The sequence below is a fragment of the Afifella sp. JA880 genome, from assembly GCF_025379905.1.
Lineage (GTDB): Bacteria > Pseudomonadota > Alphaproteobacteria > Rhizobiales > Afifellaceae > Afifella > Afifella aestuarii.
On the sequence record NZ_JAOANH010000005.1, the window covers coordinates 2,501 to 5,696 of the forward strand.

Sequence of the window (3,196 nt, forward strand, 5' to 3'; positions counted from 1 at the left end):
TGTTACCTTGCCTTCAGCCTGGCCATGGCTAGATCACCCGGTTTCGGGTCTAATCCAACGAACTATCGCCCTATTCAGACTCGCTTTCGCTGCGCCTACACCTATCGGCTTAAGCTCGCTCGTTAGACTAAGTCGCTGACCCATTATACAAAAGGTACGCCGTCACCCTCGCGGGCTCCGACTGTTTGTAGGCGTCCAGTTTCAGGGACTATTTCACTCCCCTCGTCGGGGTGCTTTTCACCTTTCCCTCACGGTACTGGTTCACTATCGGTCATGCGCGAGTACTTAGGCTTGGAGGGTGGTCCCCCCATGTTCAGACAGGATTTCACGTGTCCCGCCCTACTCAAGGACGATAAATCGCATTACACATACGGGGCTGTCACCCGCTATGGCCCGACTTTCCAGACGGTTCTGCTTGGCTCTTTATCGCCACTGGCCTGGTCCGCGTTCGCTCGCCACTACTAACGGAGTCTCGTTTGATGTCCTTTCCTCCGGGTACTGAGATGTTTCAGTTCCCCGGGTTCGCTTCGTCACCCTATGTATTCAGATGACGATACCGCCGAAGCGGTGGGTTCCCCCATTCGGAAATCCGCGGGTCAAAGCTTGTTCGCAGCTCTCCACGGCTTATCGCAGCGTACCACGTCCTTCATCGCCTGCGCATGCCAAGGCATCCACCGAACGCCCTTAAGGCACTTGATCGCTCTCATTATCAATGCCCGCCTCACCCCTTCCCAACGGGAAGAAGCCTGAGAGCAGCACCCCGGTCAGGAGGCGCCAAGGCGGGCTGTCGATCCACCATCCGCTGATGAGGCGGACGGACGGATCGGAAAGACCAGTGTCACACGAGATCTGCCCGTAAACTCCGCCGGAGAGCGGAATTGGCCTCCCATTGGAAGGCCCACACCCAAAGGTGCGTCCGGACATATCTTCTCTTCACGATGTCAGAAATCCTGCAAATCCTCACGCATAGTGGGATCTGCGAAACTTGTACTTTCTTCTCACGCGCGTCACCCGAACACCCATCATATCCAAAGAAATGGTGGAGCCAGACGGGATCGAACCGACGACCTCCTGCTTGCAAAGCAGGCGCTCTCCCAGCTGAGCTATGGCCCCAGCCGGTCATGATCGCCGGGCAAATGGTGGGCCTGGGTAGATTCGAACTACCGACCTCACCCTTATCAGGGGTGCGCTCTAACCGACTGAGCTACAGGCCCTTGCCATCCCATCGCCCGAAGACGACCGGATACGTCAAGGACGCCGCCCCGGCGTACCCTGAGGCGAACCGGCAGTCCAGCACCCGAGCGCTGATCACGCGTATGTCGAAGAAAGAGAAACGAAGACGGCGACGACCGCCTTGTGTTTGATCGGCCAACCTGACTGGTCGGCCATGTTCCAAGAGATCCGAAACGGCAGTGCCTTCGAAAAGACGACCGTAAGGGATCTTCCTTAGAAAGGAGGTGATCCAGCCGCAGGTTCCCCTACGGCTACCTTGTTACGACTTCACCCCAGTCGCTGACCCTACCGTGGCCGGCTGCCTCCCTTGCGGGTTAGCGCACCGTCTTCGGGTAGAACCAACTCCCATGGTGTGACGGGCGGTGTGTACAAGGCCCGGGAACGTATTCACCGTGGCATGCTGATCCACGATTACTAGCGATTCCACCTTCATGCCCCCGAGTTGCAGAGGACAATCCGAACTGAGACGGTTTTTGGGGATTTTCCCACTGTCACCGCCATTGTAGCACGTGTGTAGCCCAGCCCGTAAGGGCCATGAGGACTTGACGTCATCCCCACCTTCCTCTCGGCTTATCACCGGCAGTCCCCTTAGAGTGCCCAACTGAATGCTGGCAACTAAGGGCGAGGGTTGCGCTCGTTGCGGGACTTAACCCAACATCTCACGACACGAGCTGACGACAGCCATGCAGCACCTGTCACCGATCCAGCCTAGCTGAAGGATACCGTCTCCGGTAACCGCGATCGGGATGTCAAGAGCTGGTAAGGTTCTGCGCGTTGCTTCGAATTAAACCACATGCTCCACCGCTTGTGCGGGCCCCCGTCAATTCCTTTGAGTTTTAATCTTGCGACCGTACTCCCCAGGCGGGATGCTTAATGCGTTAGCTGCGCCACTGATGAGTATACCCACCAACGGCTAGCATCCATCGTTTACGGCGTGGACTACCAGGGTATCTAATCCTGTTTGCTCCCCACGCTTTCGCGCCTCAGCGTCAGTCTCGGACCAGTTGGCCGCCTTCGCCTCTGGTGTTCCTCCGAATATCTACGAATTTCACCTCTACACTCGGAATTCCACCAACCTCTTCCGGACTCGAGATTGCCAGTATCAGAGGCAGTTCCAGAGTTGAGCTCTGGGATTTCACCCCTGACTTAACAATCCGCCTACGCGCGCTTTACGCCCAGTAATTCCGAACAACGCTAGCCCCCTTCGTATTACCGCGGCTGCTGGCACGAAGTTAGCCGGGGCTTCTTCTGCGGGTACCGTCATTATCTTCCCCGCTGAAAGAGCTTTACAACCCTAGGGCCTTCTTCACTCACGCGGCATGGCTGGATCAGGGTTTCCCCCATTGTCCAAGATTCCCCACTGCTGCCTCCCGTAGGAGTCTGGGCCGTGTCTCAGTCCCAGTGTGGCTGATCATCCTCTCAGACCAGCTACGGATCGTTGCCTTGGTAGGCCGTTACCCCACCAACAAGCTAATCCGACGCGGGCTCATCCAATGGCAATAAATCTTTCCCCCGAAGGGCGTATACGGTATTAGCTCGAGTTTCCTCGGGTTATCCCGTCCCACTGGGTAGATTCCCACGCGTTACTCACCCGTCTGCCACTCACTCCGAAGAGTGCGTTCGACTTGCATGTGTTAAGCCTGCCGCCAGCGTTCGTTCTGAGCCAGGATCAAACTCTCAAGTTGAATGAGAACTTTGATCGGCTATTGATCGCACGTCTTGACGAGGTCACACCGTCAAATACCCGCCGCTTCCGCAGCGTGCATCGACATGTGAGCTCAGAGAAAACGTCGACCGCCGAAGTCTCGTTCAGCTCTTTAATCTCTTGCGAGACGTCAGAGCCGGCGGACATCGCCGTCCACGCTTCTCTTTCTTCAATAAACCAGATTGTCAAAGAACAGGCGATATCAACCGCCCCGGTCGCTCAAGTGAGCCTCTCGCGACCGCCAGAGTTTCACCGGTC

Annotated in this window: 1 protein-coding gene, 2 tRNA genes and 2 rRNA genes (1 of these 5 only partly in view); 1 reads left to right on the plus strand and 4 read right to left on the minus strand. The window is 56.8% G+C overall.

Annotation, left to right across the window (positions count from 1 at the left end):
• The 4 genes from NYQ83_RS17695 to NYQ83_RS17710 form a co-directional block, all read right to left on the minus strand.
• Window positions 1-699, minus strand: a 23S ribosomal RNA gene (locus tag NYQ83_RS17695); it reaches 2,056 nt to the left of the window's first position.
• A 338-nt stretch (window positions 700-1,037) separates the two neighbouring features.
• Window positions 1,038-1,113 (minus strand) — tRNA-Ala (locus NYQ83_RS17700).
• A 24-nt stretch (window positions 1,114-1,137) separates the two neighbouring features.
• A tRNA-Ile gene (locus NYQ83_RS17705) sits at window positions 1,138-1,214 on the minus strand.
• 236 nt (window positions 1,215-1,450) lie between these two features.
• Window positions 1,451-2,918: ribosomal RNA gene (locus tag NYQ83_RS17710) — 16S ribosomal RNA — on the minus strand.
• Together the 16S and 23S rRNA genes with 2 tRNA genes alongside form the textbook arrangement of a ribosomal RNA operon.
• On the opposite strand from NYQ83_RS17710, the gene NYQ83_RS17715 reads away from it, so the two are divergent.
• The coding region (locus NYQ83_RS17715; protein WP_261216265.1) for a hypothetical protein at window positions 2,916-3,196 on the plus strand (281 nt) is incomplete at its 3' end. The two genes, NYQ83_RS17710 and NYQ83_RS17715, sit on opposite strands and share 3 nt — an antisense overlap.